The organism is Pseudokineococcus lusitanus, assembly GCF_003751265.1.
Classification (GTDB): Bacteria; Actinomycetota; Actinomycetes; order Actinomycetales; family Quadrisphaeraceae; genus Pseudokineococcus; species Pseudokineococcus lusitanus.
Genome location: NZ_RJKN01000009.1, coordinates 80,029 through 94,236 on the forward strand (window position 1 = coordinate 80,029; position 14,208 = coordinate 94,236).

Sequence of the window (14,208 nt, forward strand, 5' to 3'; positions counted from 1 at the left end):
GGCCGGGCACGCGCGGTGCCCGGCCCGGCGTCGTCACGCCCGCGTCAGCCCGCGGCGTCGGCCTCGAAGACCTCGGTGCGGAAGGCCTGCTCCGGGCGCTCCTCGGCCACCTCGAGCACGACCGTCGCGGTGTGCTCGCGCCCGAAGCGGTCGGTCGCCCGCACCGTGACGGGGAGCGGGCCCACCGGCAGGTCGGCCGGCAGGGGCGCCCGCCACAGGTGGGACGTCCGGTCGGCGACGTTGCGGCCCGGCTGCGCCGGCCCGGGCCCGAACTGCGTGCCGCGGTAGAGCTGGTACCCCTGGGCGTCCTCGTCGCCCGAGGTGCTCTCGAAGCCGTGGCGCGCCACCTGCAGCTGCCGCGTCGCGGCCCACGGGTCGGCCCAGGCGGCGCCGGCGCGGACCTTCTCGCCCCGCGCCTGCTGCGTCCGCTCGGCCTCGACCGGCTCGCGGTCGCCGACCTGCACCGTGACGCGCGAGCTCGTGGCACCCGGCCCAGAGGTTGGTCACGACCCAGCTGTCGCCCTGCAGGTCGTCCCGGTCGACGAGCCGTCGGTCCCCGAGGTCGTTCGCGTTGACGGGCGGGGGCGTGCGGCCGCCCGCCTCGGCGCTGCGCCGCCAGTCGTCGAGGGTGCGGAACCAGCGTCGCCACGTCGGGCTGCTCACCGAGACGGACATCTGGTCGGCCTCGTCGCGGCCCACCCCGAGGAAGGTGTGCTGGTGCTCGGTGCCCTCGAGGTCGAGCGCGAGGTAGCCCGGGACGACGCCGTCGCGCTGCAGCGCCATCGGCAGGCCGTCGGCGTCGAGGTCGCCGGAGTACCAGTCACCGCTGACGGCGCCGGCCACGTAGTGGGGGAAGGGGAGCTCCCGGACGCCGACGGCCCGTCGCCAGCCGGCGAAGGAGTCGCCCGGCTCGAGCACCTCGAGGCTGTGGGTGTGGCCGGACAGGGCCATCGCCGGACGCCCCTCGAGCAGCGCGTATAGGTCGAGGACGTCGTCCGTCTGGTGCTGCGTCGACGTCGCGTCGGCGACCGAGACGAGCGGGATGTGCGTCGCCACGACGACGAGGTGGTCCTCGGGCACCTGCGCGAGGTCGGCCTCCAGCCAGGCCAGCTGCTCCTCGCCGATGACGCCGTTGTACGTCGGCCGGTTCTCGGGGTCGGCGCAGTGCGGACGCGTGCCGTCCGCGTCGTCCTCCTCGGGCGTGCAGGGGTAGCGCACGTTGTTGAGCCCGACGACGTGCACCCGCCCGATGTCGGTGGACCAGTACTCCGGGCCCATCTCGCGCTTGTAGGTGTCGAAGGCGTGGTCCGGGTCCGTCGCGTCGAAGTCGATGTCGTGGTTGCCGGGGACCGAGCGGACCGGGACGTCGAGGACGCCCATGGTCTGCTTGATGCGCGGGTACAGGCCGAGGTCGTCGCCCGCGACGTCGCCCAGCATGAGGACGCCGCAGGCGCCGACGTCGTCGCGCTCGACGAGGTCCCGCACCGCGCCGTCGCGGGCGTGGCCCACCTCGGCCCCGGAGTAGGTCTGGACGTCGCCGAGGACGGCGCAGCGGAAGGCCTCGTCCGCGGCCGGCTCGGCCTCGCTCCGCGCGATGGGGAAGTTGACCGCGGTGGGGACCGGGCCGGTCGGCTCGAGCCCGCCGTAGCGCAGCGGGGGCGAGCCGGCCGGCAGGTGGTGGTAGTGGAACTGCGGCAGGCCGTCGGCGTCGACGGGCACGTCCCAGCCGGCCGGCTTGGTGACGAAGGCCGTCATGCCGTCCCGCACGGGCAGCTCGTAGCGACCGTCGGCGTCGGTGACGACGACGTCGAGCCCGTTGGAGACGGTGACGCCGGCGACGCCCTCCTCGTCGCGCGCCTGCCGCGAGTCGCGGTCGACGTCGTCGAAGACCGTGCCGCGCAGCACGTCCGCGGCAGCGGTGCCCACGTCGCGGACCACCTCGACGCCGCCGACGTAGGCGGTGGTGGACCCGGCCGCCCGCTGCACGGCCGGGGACGTCTCCCGCGCGACGGCCCGCTGCGCGACCGTGGTCGGCGCCGCGGCGACGTCCGCGGCGTCCTGCGGCCCGTCCTGCGGGACGAGGACGGAGCCCAGCAGCGCCGCCCCCAGGGTGGACGCGGCGCCCACGCGCCACCACCCTCCCCGGGCGGTACGGCGGACGAGGTCGTGGACCATGGCGGGCTCCTCGGGTCGACGGCGCCACGGCCCGGGCGGGCGGGACGTCCGAGACGTCCCTTTCGCGGCATGCGCCAGCCCACAGGAGGGGCGGTGAGGAGCGGGTGGACCGGAGGTGTCGGTCACGTGCCGGGCAGACGGCGGACCGGTACCGGCGCCGCGGGCGGCGGCGGACGGTCAGAGCCGGAGCAGGCTCCGGACGTCCCGGCCGTGCTCCTCGAGGCGGGCCCGTCCGGGGAGGGCCGCCAGCTCGAGGAGGAAGGCCACGGAGGCGACCTCTCCCCCGGCGCGCTCGACGAGCCGGCAGGCCGCGTCCGCGGTGCCGCCCGTGGCGAGCACGTCGTCGCAGACGACGACCCGGGCGCCGGCGGGGAGCGCGTCGGCGTGCAGCTCCACCGTCGCGGTGCCGTACTCCAGCGCGTACTCCTCGGCGAGGACCTCGCGCGGCAGGCGGCCCGCCTTGCGGACCGGCACGAAGCCCGCACCGGCGGCCACGGCGACCGCCGCCCCGAGGACGAAGCCGCGCGCCTCGACACCGGCGACGTACTCGGTGCCCGCGGGCAGGGCGGCGGCCATGCCCTCGACCGCCGCGCGCAGGGCGCCGGCGTCGCCGAGCAGCGGGGTGATGTCCCGGAAGGTGACACCGGGGACGGGGTGGTCGGGGACCGCCCGGAGCAGCGGCAGGAGCCGGTCCTCCAGGAGCCCCGCCGGGGCCGGGGCGGCGTCAGCCACGGTCGTCCGCGCCCGGGCGCGGGACCCGGGTGGAGCCACCGCTGCTCGCGGCGACGGGCTCGACGGGCTCACGGCCCTCCGCCTCGGCCGCCCGGTGCTCGGCCACGAGGGCGTCGTGCGCCGTCACCGTGCCGTCGCGGCCCTTGAGGAACGCCAGGAAGGCGGGCGCCACGAAGAGCGACGAGTAGGCGCCGACGATCGTGCCGACGAAGAGCGCCAGCGAGACGTCGCGGAGCGTGCCCGCCCCGAGCAGGAGGGCACCGATGAAGAGGATCGCCGCGATGGGGAGCACGGCGACGACGGACGTGTTGATCGACCGGACGACCGTCTGGTTGACGGCGAGGTTGACCTGCTCGAGGTAGGTCCGCGTGCGCCCCTCGAGCACCCCCGACGTCTGCTCCCTCACCTTGTCGAAGACGACGACGGTGTCGTAGAGGGAGAAGCCGAGGATGGTGAGGAAGCCGATGACCGACGCCGGCGTGACCTCGAAGCCGACGAGGGCGTAGATGCCCACCGTCAGCGCGAGGTCGTGCACGAGCGCCACCATCGCGGCCCCGGCCATGGCGACGTCGCGGAAGTAGACGGTGATGACGAGCGTGACGATGCCGAGGAAGATCGCGAGGCCGATGAGGGCCTGCCGCGTGATGTCCGCGCCCCACGTCGGGCCGACGAAGGACGACGTGACGTCGGAGCGGTCGACGCCGTAGGCCTCCGCGAGGGCGTCGCCGACGTCGTTGGTCTGGTCGTCGTCGAGCCGCTCGGTCTGCACGCGGACGCTGCTCCCGCCGATGGTCGTCACGACCGGGGGCTCGGCGTCGGGGACGACCTCGGCGACGGCGTCGCGCGCCGGCTGCTCCTCCGTCGTCGCGGTGCCGGAGATCCGGTACTCGGAGCCGCCGCGGAACTCGATGCCGGGGTTGAGGCCCTTGATCGCGACGACGAGGACGCTGGCCACGACGAGGATCACGCCGAGGGCGAGCAGCCGGCGCCAGCGCCGGACGAAGTCGAAGGACGTCTTCCCCGTGTAGAGGTCGTTGCCGAGGGCGGCGAAGCTACGCACGGGTCAGCGCTCCGGGGTCGTCGTGGGGCCGGTCGGGCCGGTCGTGCCGTCAGGGGTGCCACCGGGGTCGTCGGTCCGGTCGTCGGCGCGCTCGTCGACGGCGATCCCGCCGTCGCTCGTCCGCGTGGCCTCCGCCTCGCGGGCCGCCCGGGCCTCCGCGGCACGGCGCTCGGCGATGGTGAGACGCTTCGGCGCGCCCGAGGCGGACGGGTCGTCCGGGCCGCCGGTGACGACGTCGGACCCCTCGCTGCTCGGCGCGGGCCGGTCGTCCGTCCCCGGCGCGATCTCCCGGCCGGACGACGGCCCCCGCAGCCGGCCGCGGCCGGCGTAGGCGGCGACGGTCGCCCCGAGGTGCTCGGCGTCGAAGCCCGACAGCTTGTGGCCCTCGCCGAAGAAACGGGTGCGCGCCAGCAGGCTCATCACCGGGTGCGTGAAGAGCATGACGACCAGGAGGTCGATGATCGTCGTGAGCCCCAGGGTGAAGGCGAAGCCGCGGACGCCGCCGACGGCGAGGACGTAGAGGATGACGGCGGCCAGCAGCTGGATGACGTCGGCGATGATGATCGTCCGCCGGGCCCGGGCCCAGCCGGTCTGCACCGCGGCGACGACGGACCGGCCCTCGCGCACCTCGTCCCGGACGCGTTCGAAGTAGACGATGAACGAGTCCGCCGTGACGCCGATCGAGATGATGAGGCCCGCGACGCCGGGCAGGCTCAGGCGGTAGCCCGAGGTCCAGCTGAGCAGGAGGATCGCCCCGTAGGACAGCAGCGCCGCGACGACGAGGCTGCCGACCGTGACGAGGCCGAGCGCCCGGTACTGCGACAGCGAGTAGAGGACGACGAGCCCGAGGCCGATGAGGCCGGCGAGGATGCCCCGCTCGAGCTGCTCGACGCCGAGGGTCGCGGAGATCTGGCTCTCGGTCTGCACCTCGAACGACACGGGCAGGGACCCGAACCGCAGCTGGTTGGCCAGGGCCTCCGTCGTCGTCCGGGTGAAGGTGCCGGAGCCGCCGTCGCTGATCTGCGCGGTGCCTCCCGTGATGGGCTGGGCGACGCTGGGCGCCGAGATGACGAGGCCGTCGAGGACGACGCCGAACTGGTTCTGCGGCGGCGGGAGCTGGCTGATGCGGCTCGTGATGTCGGCGAAGGTCTGCCCGCCGGCGTTCGTGAAGTCGAGGGTGACGACCCAGCCGCCCGTCGTGAAGCCCTGGGAGTTGGTCTCCTGCGCCGACGTCGAGCCGGTGATGTCCGAGCCGGCCAGCTCCACCGGGCCGAGGACGTACTTGGCCTCGCCCGTCTGGTCGCAGGTGACGAGGACGGCGTCGTCGGCGGTCTGGACGCCGCCGGCCCGGTTGGCCGGGTCGGTGCAGTCGAGGGCCGCGAACTGCTCCGCGACCTCCGGGGTGATCTGGGCGAGGTCGCTGCCCGTCCCCGTGGAGGGGTCGGCGGGCGCCGTCGGCAGGTCCGTCGGCAGGTCGGTGGGCGCGTCGGTCGAGCCCTCGGTCGGGGCGCCCGTCGTCGCGGGCGCGGGCTCGGCCGTCGGGACGGCCGGCGTCGCGGCCGCGAGGGCGGCGGGGACCCGGCTGCCGGAGGTCGACTCCGGGGTGGGCTCGGGGGCGGGCGTCTCGGTCGCGGGGGCCTCGGTCGCGGGGGCCTCGGTCGCGGGGGCCTCGGTCGCGGGGGCCTCGGTCGCCGGGGCCTCCGTCGCCGGGGCGTCGGTGGGCGCCTCCGTGGCGGGGGTCTCGACCGGCTGGCCGTCCTCGCCGAGGGGGGCGCCCGTGGTCGGGTCGACCGGCCCGGGCGCACCGACGGTGAGGACAGGCCGGAAGGTCATCTGCGCCGACTGGCGGATGAGCTCGAGGGTCGCCTGCTGCTCCGTCGGGTCGCCGGGGAGCTCGACGAGGATGTTCTGCTCGCCGAGACGCCCGACGGTGGCCTCGGAGATGCCGCTGCCGTCGACGCGCTGGCGGATGATCTCCACCGCGTCGTCGATGGCCTCGGGGGCGACGGTGCCCTCCTGCCCCGGCTGCGCCACCGGCGTGAGGATGACCTCGGTGCCGCCGGCGAGGTCGAGCGCGAGGCCGGGCGTCCACGACGCGTCGGAGAAGCGCGTGCCGGCGGCGACGGCGCCGAACATCACGGCGAGGATCGCGCCCAGGGCGACGAGGGTGCGGATCGAGCTGGTGCGGGTGCTGGCTGCCACGGGGGTCGTCCTCCGGGAGGCGGGAGGTGGCGCTGCCCGCCCCTCCCGGTGAGGTGTCGGGTCAGGAGGAGCGGGGCGTCCCGTCGGGGCGCTCGTCGGTGACGACGTGCTCATCGGCCACCTCGGCGTCCTCGGGGTCGGCCACGGGCTCGACCGTGCGGGCGATGGCCTGGCGCAGCCACCAGGTGCTGACGCCGGGGGCCACCTCGATCTCGACGCGGTCGTCGGTGACCTGCGTGACGACGCCGAACTGGCCCGACGCGGTCATGACCTCGCGGCCCGGGGCGATCTCCGCCTGCATCTGGGCGACGGCCTTGCGCTGCTTGCTGCCCCGGAAGGCGATGAGCAGCAGCGGCACGAGGAGCAGGAGCAGGATCAGCGAGTCCACGGGTGCGGGCCTCCGGTCGTCGGGGCACGACCCCCGCCGGGGGCAGGGGGCGTGCGGCGCGGGGTCCCGCGCGGGCGGTCGTCAGGGCGCCCCGGAGGGCCCGGACGGACCGGGCACCGGTGCGCCGCGCGGCGTCACTCTAACGGGACAGGCCGGGCGTCCCGGGACGTCCGGCGGCCCGCCCGTCGCGCCCGGGCGGCTCCTCCCCGGCCCCGTCGTCGGCCGCCGCGCCGGGCAGCCCCGGCAGCACGGCCTGCCCGGCCACAGCCGTCGGCGGCGGGACGAGGCCGAGGTGCTCCCAGGCCGCGGGCGTGGCGACGCGCCCGCGGGGGGTGCGGCCGAGCAGTCCCTCCCGGACGAGGAAGGGCTCGGCGAGGGTCTCGACGGTGTCGGGCTCCTCCCCCACCGCCACGGCGAGGGTCGACAGCCCGACCGGGCCGCCGCCGAAGCGGCGGCACAGCGCGAGCAGCACCGCGCGGTCGAGGCGGTCGAGGCCGAGCTCGTCGACCTCGTAGACGGCCAGGGCCGCGCGGGCCGCCGCGAGGTCCACGACGCCGGTGCCCCGCACCTGCGACCAGTCGCGCACGCGGCGCAGCAGCCGGTTGGCGATGCGCGGGGTGCCGCGGGAGCGCCCGGCGACCTCGGCGCCGCCGTCCGCCGTCAGCTCGACGCCGAGCAGCGCGGCGGAGCGCCGCAGCACCCGCTCCAGCTCGTCCGGCGCGTAGAAGTCCAGGTGGCCGGTGAAGCCGAAGCGGTCCCGCAGCGGTGCGGGCAGCAGCCCGGCCCGCGTCGTGGCGCCGACGAGGGTGAAGGGCGGCAGCGGCAGGGGGATGGCCGTGGCGCCCGCCCCCTTGCCGACGACGACGTCGACCCGGAAGTCCTCCATGGCGACGTAGAGCATCTCCTCGGCCGGGCGCGCCATCCGGTGCACCTCGTCGACGAAGAGGACCTCGCCCTCCTCGAGGGAGGACAGGACGGCCGCCAGGTCGCCGGCGTGCTGGATGGCGGGCCCGCTCGTGATCCGCAGGGGCCGGCCGAGCTCCGCGGCGACGATCATCGCCAGCGTCGTCTTCCCGAGACCGGGCGGCCCGGACAGCAGGACGTGGTCCGGCGCGCGGCCGCGGCGCAGCGCCGCCTCGAGGACGAGCGACAGCTGCTCCCGGACGACGCGCTGGCCGACGAAGTCCTCGAGCGAGGTGGGCCGCAGCGCCGCCTCGGCCGCGCGGTCGTCGAGGTCCGCGCCCGCCCCGACGAGCCGGCCGTCGTCCCCGCCGACGGCACGTCCCGCGAGCGCGGCCTCCTCGGCGGCCGTGGGGGCGGCCGCGATGTCCAGCTCGTGCGAGCCGTCGCCGGCCCGACCTCCGGGCCCGCCGCTCACCGGCCCCGCCCGAGGTGCCGCAGCGCGTCGCGCAGGACGCCCGCGACGTCGCGCGTCTCGACCTCGCCGTCGGCCGGCTGCACGGCGGCGACGGCGTCGGCGGCCGCGCGCGCCGACCAGCCGAGCCCCACGAGCGCCTCGACGACGGGCCCGCCGCCGGCCTCGGCGGCGGGCAGCGGCACGGTGGCCGGCGCGACGGGGGCGTCGCCCCGCGGCGGGCCGAGCCGGTCGCCGAGCTCGAGGACGAGCCGCTGCGCCCCCTTGCGCCCGATGCCGGGCACCCGGCACAGCGCGACGAGGTCCTCCCCCGCGACCGCGGCGCGCAGGCCGTCGGGGTCGTGGACCGCGAGCATGGCCAGGGCCAGCCGCGGGCCCACGCCGGTGACCGTCTGGAGCATCTCGAAGACGGACCGCTCGTCGTCGTCGGCGAAGCCGTAGAGCGTGAGGGAGTCCTCGCGAACCACCATGGAGGTCGCCAGCTCGGCGTCCTGCCCCTCGCGGAGCCCCGCGAGGACGGCCGGCGTCGCGTGGACGAGCAGGCCGACGCCGCCCGTGACGAGCACGGCGGCGTCGAGGCGGACGGCGGCGACACGGCCGCGCACGGAGGCGATCACGGGGCTCCCCCTGGGGGCCGGGCGGGCGGCGGGCGCCGATCCGCCGGCGTCGTCGGACGGGTGTTCGAGCCGAAGGCTAGAGGGCGGGTCCGACTCCGGGCGGCAGGGCGGCGCCCTGGCGCGTCGGGCGCCGCGCGGCGGCCTCGGCGGCCGCCCACGCGCGCTGGGCCGCCGTCGGGCCCCCGGCCGCGGCGGCGGGCACGGGGGCGCCGCCTCGCCACAGGTGGCACAGGGCCAGGGCCAGGGCGTCGGCGGCGTCCGCAGGACGCGGCCGCTCGGCGAGGCCGAGGATCCGCGTGACCATCGTCGTCACCTGCTCCTTGCCGGCCCGGCCGGAGCCGGTGACGGCGGCCTTCACCTCGCTCGGCGTGTGCATCCCCACCGGGACGCCCGCGCGGGCCGCCGCCAGGAGCGCGACGCCGGACGCCTGGGCCGTGCCCATGACGGTGCTGACGTCGTGCCGGCTGAAGACCCGCTCGACCGCCACGGCGTCCGGGCGGTACCGCTCGACCGCGGCCTCGAGCTCCACGGACAGCGCGAGCAGCCGCTCCGCGAGCGGCGCGTCGACGGGGGTGCGGACGACGAGGACGTCGACGAGCTCGGCCCGCCGCCCGGGCCGGCTGTCCAGGACGCCGACGCCGCAGCGGGTCAGCCCCGGGTCCACCCCCAGCACGCGCACGGCCCCACGGTCGCAGCCGGGGCCGCCGCCCGGCCGCAGGCGCGCGGGGCGGCGACGGGGCCCGGGACGACGACGGCCGCCGCCCCGAGGGGGGCGGCGGCCGTGGTCGTGGTCCGTCGGGCGGGTCAGCCGACCTGCTCGAGCACCTCGTCGCTGGCGTCGAAGTTGGCGTAGACGTTCTGGACGTCGTCGCTGTCCTCGAGCGCGTCGATGAGGCGGATGACCTTCTCGGCGCCCTCGACGTCGACCTCGACCTGCATCGAGGGCACGAACTGCGCCTCGGCGGAGTCGTAGTCGATGCCCGCCTCCTGCAGCGCGGTGCGCACCGCGACGAGGTCGGTGGCCTCGCTGACGACCTCGTAGACGTCGCCCACGGCGTTGACCTCCTCGGCGCCCGCGTCGAGGACGGCGACGAGGACGTCGTCCTCCTCCAGGCCCTCGGCGGGCACGGTGACGACGCCCTTGCGGGAGAAGAGGTACGAGACGCTGCCCGGGTCCGCCATGGCGCCGCCGTTGCGGGTGAAGGCGACCCGGACGTCCGACGCCGCACGGTTGCGGTTGTCGGTGAGGCACTCGACGAGGACGGCGATCCCGCCCGGGCCGTAGCCCTCGTACATGATCGTCTGGTAGTCGACCCCGCCGCCGTCGGCACCGGAGCCGCGCTTCACCGCGCGGTCGATGTTCTCGTTGGGCACCGAGCTCTTCTTGGCCTTCTGGATGGCGTCGAAGAGCGTCGGGTTGCCGGCGGGGTCCCCGCCGCCCGTGCGCGCGGCCACCTCGACGTTCTTGACGAGCTTCGCGAAGAGCTTGCTCCGCTTGGCGTCGACGACGGCCTTCTTGTGCTTCGTGGTGGCCCACTTGGAGTGGCCGGACATGCGGTGACCTCCTGCGCGTGGGGCCCGCCGGCCGTCCGCCGGGGACCGTGCCGCGGGCCCGGGGCGCCGGTGGCGCCCTCAGGCCGTGCGGACGACCTCGGCGAAGAGCCGGTGCACCCGGGTGTCCCCGGTGATCTCCGGGTGGAACGACGTCGCGAGCAGGTTCCCCGCCCGCACCGCGACGACCTTACCGGCGGCGGGCCCCGTGCCCACCCGTCCCAGCACCTCGACCCCGGCGCCGACCTCCTCGACCCACGGGGCGCGGATGAAGACGGCGTGGACGGGACCGGTGTCCTCGGGGCCCGGCGCCTCCCACCCGCGGTCGCTGACGCCGGCCACCTCGAGGTCGGTCTCGAAGGAGTCCACCTGCCGGCCGAAGGCGTTGCGGCGGACGGTCACGTCGAGGCCGCCGAGCGTCTGCTGGTCGGCGGTGCCGTCGAGCAGCCGGTCCGCGAGGAGGATCATCCCGGCGCAGGAGCCGTAGACGGGCAGGCCCTCGGCGATGCGGGCCACGAGCGGCTCGCGCAGGTCGAAGGCGCGGAGCAGCTTGTCGATGACGGTCGACTCCCCGCCCGGCAGCACGAGCCCGTCGACCGCGGCGAGCTCGGCCGGCCGGCGGACGAGGACGGCGCGCGTCCCGGCGGCCGTCAGGGCCGCCAGGTGCTCGCGGGTGTCGCCCTGCAGGCCCAGGACGCCGACGACGGGGGACGCGCTCACGTGACGCGAGGCTACGGCGCCCCGGGCGTGCGACGCTCCGCCGCATGAGACCGGCCGGCCCCGCCCCCTCGGACGACGACGGCCCGGCGGCCGCGGCGCCCCTGCTCGCCCGCGCCCACGAGCTCGACGAGGCCGAGCCCCTGCGGCACCTCCCGGGGCGGTACCTGCTGCCCGAGGGGCTGCTCTACCTCGACGGCAACTCCCTCGGCGCGCTGCCCGCGGGCGTGCCCGACGCGGTGGCCGACGCCGTCCGGCGCCAGTGGGGGGAGGGGCTCGTCGCCTCGTGGAACACCGAGGGCTGGTGGGACGCGCCCCAGCGGGTGGGCGACGCCGTCGGCCGCCTCGTCGGGGCCGCCCCCGGCCAGGTCGTCGTCGGCGACTCGACGTCGGTCCAGCTCTTCCAGTGCTACGTCGCGGCCGCGCGGATGCGGCCGGGCCGGCGCGTCGTCGTCGCCGACCCGGACGCCTTCCCCACCGACCTCCACCTGCTCTCCTCAGCGGCCCGCCTCGCCGACCTCGAGGTGGTGCCCGCGCGGCCGCACGAGGTGCCCGCCGTGCTGGCGGCCCGCGGCGGGGAGGTGGCGCTGCTGGCCCTCGCGGAGGTCGACTACCGGACCGGCGAGCGCTGCGACGTGGCCGCCCTCACCGCCGCCGCCCACGAGGTGGGCGCCCTGGCCCTGTGGGACCTCGCGCACTCGGTGGGCGCGACGGACGTCGACCTCGACGCCGCCGGGGCGGACCTCGCGGTCGGCTGCACGTACAAGCACCTGTCCGGCGGGCCGGGCGCCCCGGCCTGGGTCTACGTCGCGGCCCGCCACCAGCGGGACGTCGACCCCCCGCTGACCGGCTGGCACGGGCACGCGGACCCCTTCGCCATGGACGGCCGCTACGTGCCCGCCGACGACGTCCGCCGGATGCGGGTCGGCACGCCGCCCGTCCTGTCCCTCCTCGCGCTCGAGGCGGCGCTGGGGACCCTCGACGACGTCACCGCCGCGCAGCTGCGGGCGCGGTCGACGTCGCTCGTCGGGCTCCTCGTCGAGGCGCTGACGGCGCTCGTGCCGGAGCTGCCGCTCGCCGGCCCGGCCGACCCCGCCCGGCTCGGCGGCCACGTGGCCGTCCGCTCGCCCGACGCGTGGGGCGTCGTCCGGGCGCTCGCGGCGCGCGGCGTCGTCGGCGACTTCCGGGCGCCCGACCTCGTCCGGCTCGGCGTCGCGGCCACGACGACGACGCACGCCGACGTCGTCGGCGCCGCTCTCGCCCTGCGCGCGGTCCTCGACGCGGACGAGCACCGCGGCGCCGAGCACGCCGTCCGCTCGACGGTCACGTGAGCGCCGAACCCGCCGGGTCCGGGGCCGGTCGCACCGTCCTCGTCACCGGCGCCACCTCGGGCATCGGCTGGTACGCCGCCCGCGACCTCGCCGCGGCCGGCGCCCGCGTCCTCCTCGGGGCGCGCGACGCCGACCGCGGCCGCCGGGCGGCGGACGCCGTCCGCGCCCGGGTGCCCGGCGCGGACGTCGCCGTGGTCGTGCTCGACCTCGCCGACCTGCGCTCGGTCGTGCGCGGGGCGGCGGAGGTCGCGGACGCGGGGCCGTTGCACGCGGTCCTCGCCAACGCGGGCGTCACGGGCACGGACGGCCGCCGCACGAGCCCGCAGGGGCACGAGCTGATGCTCGCGACCAACCACCTCGGCCACGCGGCGCTCGTCGGGCTGCTGCTGCCGGCCCTCGTCGACGGCGGCCGCGGCTCGACGGAGGCCGGCCACGGCCCCGCCCGGGTCGTCGGCGCCGGCAGCATCGCCCACCGCTTCGTGCGCCCGCCGGCGGACGAGGACGGCTGGCAGTCGCGCGAGGACTTCGCCTCCTTCCGGGCCTACTGCCGCTCCAAGCTGGCCGTCCTCCTCCACGCCGCCGAGCTCGACCGACGGCTGTCGGCGGCGGGCCTGCCGGTCCGCGCCCTGGCCTTCTCCCCCGGCTTCGCCGTCGACCTGCTCGACACCGCCGACCCGCAGCCGCTCGCCCGCGGCGGCCCGCCGGGACCGCTCGTCCGGCGGGCGCTCGGGCCCCCGGCCCGCCTCCTGCGGCGGGCGGACCTCCTGCAGGGCAAGGCGGACGGCGCCCGGCCGGCCGTGGCCGCCGTCCTCGGGCCCTCCGCCACCCGCCCGTCCGGGGGCGCCGCCGTCGCGCACGTCGGCCCGCGGGGCCCCGCGGCCCTCGCCGGCCTCCCGGCGGTCCTGCCGACCGCGACCACGGTGGCCGACCGGGCTGCGGCGCAGCGGCTCTGGGACCTCACGGACGCCCTGGTCCGGCCCGTGACGGGCGCCGGACCGGGGCCGGCGGACGCTCCCGCGGGTAGCGTCGGCCCATGACCAGCGGTGGGCTCACGGTCGGCTACGCGGCGATGCTCGAGCAGCTGACGCCGTCGGACGCGGTGGCCCTCACGGCCCACGCCGAGGAGCACGGCTTCTCGGGGTGCATGGCCGGCGACCACTTCGCGCCGTGGGTGCCCCAGCAGGGGCAGGCCGCGAGCATCTGGCCCGTCCTCGCCGCCGTCGGCGAGCGCACGCGCGGCGACTTCGGCTCCGGCGTCGTCGCCCCGGGGTGGCGCTGGCACCCGGCCGTCGTCGCCCAGGCGTCGGCCACGCTCGCGGCGATGTACCCCGGGCGGCACTGGCTGGGCCTCGGGGCGGGCGAGGCGCTCAACGAGCACGTCGTCGCGCCGTACTGGCCCGAGGGCGGGGAGCGCTCCGCGCGGCTGTTCGAGGCGGTCGACCTCATGATCCGGCTCTTCGAGGCGTCCGCCGCCGGCAAGGACACGCGCTTCGAGGGCACCTACTACCGCCACGAGACGACGCGGCTCTGGACGATGCCGGAGCAGCGGCCCGACGTCCTCGTGGCGACGGCGGGCCCCCTCAACGCGGCCCGGACCGGCCGGCACGCCGACGGGATCATCACCGTCGGGGCGCCGGTCGAGAAGGTCGAGGGCCTCCTCGCCCGCTTCGACGAGGGCGCCCGCGCAGCCGGCAAGGACCCGGCGACGATGCCGAAGGTGCTGCAGCTGCACCTGTCGTGGGCGCCGACGCACGAGGAGGCGGTGCGGAACGCGCTCGTGGAGTGGCCGAACGGGGGCATGGCGTTCCCCAAGGCCGACATCCGCTCGCCGCACGACTTCGCGGCGATGGCGCGGCTCGTGCGCGAGGAGGACTTCGCCGGCCGGATGGTCATCTCCGAGGACCCCGACGTGCACCGCGCCGCGATCCAGCGCTACGTCGACCTCGGGTTCGACCGCGTGTACCTCCACGACGTCGGCCGCGACCAGCGGCGCTTCCTCGAGGTCTTCGGCCGGGACGTCCTGCCGGCCCTGCACCGCTGAGGGGACCGGGCCGGCGGGA

13 protein-coding genes and 1 pseudogene are annotated in these 14,208 nt (G+C 77.1%); 3 read left to right on the plus strand and 11 right to left on the minus strand.

Features of this window, described 5'->3' with window-relative positions; genetic code table 11:
* Positions 1-44 precede the first annotated feature (44 nt).
* From EDC03_RS18630 to pdxT, 11 genes and pseudogenes are all read right to left on the minus strand, one after another.
* Positions 45-464 carry a calcineurin-like phosphoesterase C-terminal domain-containing protein gene (locus tag EDC03_RS18630; RefSeq protein WP_479685172.1) on the minus strand — a complete coding sequence of 140 codons (420 nt, stop codon included), beginning with the start codon at positions 462-464 and terminating at the stop codon, positions 45-47.
* A 76-nt stretch (positions 465-540) separates the two neighbouring features.
* Positions 541-2,175: pseudogene (locus tag EDC03_RS15490) on the minus strand (calcineurin-like phosphoesterase C-terminal domain-containing protein); the annotation flags it as partial.
* Positions 2,176-2,352: 177 nt separating this feature from the next.
* On the minus strand, positions 2,353-2,907 hold the full coding sequence (locus EDC03_RS15495) for an adenine phosphoribosyltransferase (RefSeq protein ID WP_123381163.1): 555 nt from the start codon (positions 2,905-2,907) through the stop codon (positions 2,353-2,355).
* On the minus strand, positions 2,900-3,967 hold the full coding sequence (secF, locus tag EDC03_RS15500) for a protein translocase subunit SecF (RefSeq protein WP_123381164.1): 1,068 nt from the start codon (positions 3,965-3,967) through the stop codon (positions 2,900-2,902). The genes EDC03_RS15495 and secF overlap by 8 nt, the downstream gene beginning before the upstream one ends.
* 3 nt (positions 3,968-3,970) lie before the next feature.
* Complete coding sequence (gene secD, locus EDC03_RS15505) at positions 3,971-6,169, minus strand: protein translocase subunit SecD (RefSeq protein WP_123381165.1); 2,199 nt, start codon at positions 6,167-6,169, stop codon at positions 3,971-3,973.
* Positions 6,170-6,230: 61 nt separating this feature from the next.
* Positions 6,231-6,557, minus strand: coding sequence for a preprotein translocase subunit YajC (gene yajC, locus EDC03_RS15510; protein WP_123381166.1), 327 nt, complete (start codon positions 6,555-6,557; stop codon positions 6,231-6,233).
* Positions 6,558-6,696: 139 nt separating this feature from the next.
* Positions 6,697-7,764, minus strand: a complete 1,068-nt coding sequence (gene ruvB / locus EDC03_RS15515; protein ID WP_241967223.1) for a Holliday junction branch migration DNA helicase RuvB — start codon at positions 7,762-7,764, stop codon at positions 6,697-6,699.
* 167 nt (positions 7,765-7,931) lie between these two features.
* Positions 7,932-8,549 (minus strand): Holliday junction branch migration protein RuvA, encoded by a 618-nt coding sequence (gene ruvA, locus EDC03_RS15520; RefSeq protein WP_123381167.1) that lies wholly within the window; start codon positions 8,547-8,549, stop codon positions 7,932-7,934.
* Positions 8,550-8,625: 76 nt separating this feature from the next.
* Positions 8,626-9,228 (minus strand): crossover junction endodeoxyribonuclease RuvC, encoded by a 603-nt coding sequence (ruvC, locus tag EDC03_RS15525; RefSeq protein ID WP_123381168.1) that lies wholly within the window; start codon positions 9,226-9,228, stop codon positions 8,626-8,628.
* Positions 9,229-9,353: 125 nt separating this feature from the next.
* Complete coding sequence (locus tag EDC03_RS15530; protein ID WP_123381169.1) at positions 9,354-10,103, minus strand: YebC/PmpR family DNA-binding transcriptional regulator; 750 nt, start codon at positions 10,101-10,103, stop codon at positions 9,354-9,356.
* Positions 10,104-10,181: 78 nt separating this feature from the next.
* Positions 10,182-10,820: a pyridoxal 5'-phosphate synthase glutaminase subunit PdxT gene (pdxT, locus tag EDC03_RS15535; RefSeq protein ID WP_123381170.1), complete on the minus strand. Its 639-nt coding sequence runs from the start codon at positions 10,818-10,820 to the stop codon at positions 10,182-10,184.
* 44 nt (positions 10,821-10,864) lie between these two features.
* On the opposite strand from pdxT, the gene EDC03_RS15540 reads away from it, so the two are divergent.
* The 3 genes from EDC03_RS15540 to EDC03_RS15550 are packed head-to-tail and all read left to right on the plus strand — an operon-like array spanning position 10,865 to position 14,189.
* Positions 10,865-12,148: a kynureninase gene (locus tag EDC03_RS15540; protein ID WP_123381171.1), complete on the plus strand. Its 1,284-nt coding sequence runs from the start codon at positions 10,865-10,867 to the stop codon at positions 12,146-12,148.
* The gene (locus tag EDC03_RS15545; RefSeq protein ID WP_123381172.1) at positions 12,145-13,185 is read left to right on the plus strand and encodes an SDR family NAD(P)-dependent oxidoreductase; all 1,041 of its coding nucleotides are present in this window, start codon (positions 12,145-12,147) and stop codon (positions 13,183-13,185) included. The genes EDC03_RS15540 and EDC03_RS15545 overlap by 4 nt, the downstream gene beginning before the upstream one ends.
* Positions 13,182-14,189: a TIGR03557 family F420-dependent LLM class oxidoreductase gene (locus tag EDC03_RS15550; RefSeq protein WP_123381173.1), complete on the plus strand. Its 1,008-nt coding sequence runs from the start codon at positions 13,182-13,184 to the stop codon at positions 14,187-14,189. The genes EDC03_RS15545 and EDC03_RS15550 overlap by 4 nt, the downstream gene beginning before the upstream one ends.
* Positions 14,190-14,208: the final 19 nt, after the last annotated feature.